At 49.4% G+C, this 2,026-nt stretch carries 2 tRNA genes and 1 rRNA gene; all 3 read left to right on the forward strand.

From position 1 onward, the window contains the following. The first annotated feature begins 168 nt into the window (after positions 1 to 168). Positions 169 to 1,706, forward strand: a 16S ribosomal RNA gene (locus WA352_RS21590). A gap of 59 nt (positions 1,707 to 1,765) precedes the next feature. After that, positions 1,766 to 1,842, forward strand: a tRNA-Ile gene (locus tag WA352_RS21595). Between the two features lie 55 nt (positions 1,843 to 1,897). After that, a tRNA-Ala gene (locus WA352_RS21600) sits at positions 1,898 to 1,973 on the forward strand. Positions 1,974 to 2,026: the final 53 nt, after the last annotated feature.

Genomic DNA, 2,026 nt, shown 5'->3' on the forward strand with positions numbered 1-2,026 from the left:
AAGATCATTAAGAGAATAGAAGAACAACTTGTGTGGATTTTTACTGGTTGATCAATCGAAAATATTTCATTGATTGAATGGTAAAAATTTCTCGAAGTTTATTTGAGCGAATTTTTAGTCAGAAAATTGATGAGCCAAGATTTGTAGCCATAAGCTACTAATGATTTTAAACTGAAGAGTTTGATCATGGCTCAGATTGAACGCTGGCGGCAGGCTTAACACATGCAAGTCGAGCGGAGTGATGGTGCTTGCACTATCACTTAGCGGCGGACGGGTGAGTAATGCTTAGGAATCTGCCATTTAGTGGGGGACAACATTCCGAAAGGAATGCTAATACCGCATACGTCCTACGGGAGAAAGCAGGGGATCTTCGGACCTTGCGCTAAATGATGAGCCTAAGTCGGATTAGCTAGTTGGTGGGGTAAAGGCCTACCAAGGCGACGATCTGTAGCGGGTCTGAGAGGATGATCCGCCACACTGGGACTGAGACACGGCCCAGACTCCTACGGGAGGCAGCAGTGGGGAATATTGGACAATGGGCGGAAGCCTGATCCAGCCATGCCGCGTGTGTGAAGAAGGCCTTTTGGTTGTAAAGCACTTTAAGCGAGGAGGAGGCTACTAGTACTAATACTACTGGATAGTGGACGTTACTCGCAGAATAAGCACCGGCTAACTCTGTGCCAGCAGCCGCGGTAATACAGAGGGTGCGAGCGTTAATCGGATTTACTGGGCGTAAAGCGTGCGTAGGCGGCTGATTAAGTCGGATGTGAAATCCCTGAGCTTAACTTAGGAATTGCATTCGATACTGGTCAGCTAGAGTATGGGAGAGGATGGTAGAATTCCAGGTGTAGCGGTGAAATGCGTAGAGATCTGGAGGAATACCGATGGCGAAGGCAGCCATCTGGCCTAATACTGACGCTGAGGTACGAAAGCATGGGGAGCAAACAGGATTAGATACCCTGGTAGTCCATGCCGTAAACGATGTCTACTAGCCGTTGGGGCCTTTGAGGCTTTAGTGGCGCAGCTAACGCGATAAGTAGACCGCCTGGGGAGTACGGTCGCAAGACTAAAACTCAAATGAATTGACGGGGGCCCGCACAAGCGGTGGAGCATGTGGTTTAATTCGATGCAACGCGAAGAACCTTACCTGGTCTTGACATAGTAAGAACTTTCCAGAGATGGATTGGTGCCTTCGGGAACTTACATACAGGTGCTGCATGGCTGTCGTCAGCTCGTGTCGTGAGATGTTGGGTTAAGTCCCGCAACGAGCGCAACCCTTTTCCTTATTTGCCAGCGGGTTAAGCCGGGAACTTTAAGGATACTGCCAGTGACAAACTGGAGGAAGGCGGGGACGACGTCAAGTCATCATGGCCCTTACGACCAGGGCTACACACGTGCTACAATGGTCGGTACAAAGGGTTGCTACCTAGCGATAGGATGCTAATCTCAAAAAGCCGATCGTAGTCCGGATTGGAGTCTGCAACTCGACTCCATGAAGTCGGAATCGCTAGTAATCGCGGATCAGAATGCCGCGGTGAATACGTTCCCGGGCCTTGTACACACCGCCCGTCACACCATGGGAGTTTGTTGCACCAGAAGTAGGTAGTCTAACCGTAAGGAGGACGCTTACCACGGTGTGGCCGATGACTGGGGTGAAGTCGTAACAAGGTAGCCGTAGGGGAACCTGCGGCTGGATCACCTCCTTAACGAAAGATTGGTGACCGGTAAGAATCCACAACAAGTTGTTCTTCGAAGATGTATCTGAGGGTCTGTAGCTCAGTTGGTTAGAGCACACGCTTGATAAGCGTGGGGTCACAAGTTCAAGTCTTGTCAGACCCACCAAATCTGATTGCAGTAGCTTAGATTGAAAGATATGTCGTTCATTAAGTGATAAGCTGGGGACTTAGCTTAGTTGGTAGAGCGCCTGCTTTGCACGCAGGAGGTCAGGAGTTCGACTCTCCTAGTCTCCACCATGTACTTTACGGAGTACAAGCTAAGAAGATTATAGAGTTTAGTGAATACAGTC

The sequence above is a fragment of the Acinetobacter sp. 102 genome (assembly GCF_037028485.1).
In the GTDB taxonomy this organism is placed as follows: Bacteria; Pseudomonadota; Gammaproteobacteria; order Pseudomonadales; family Moraxellaceae; genus Acinetobacter; species Acinetobacter higginsii.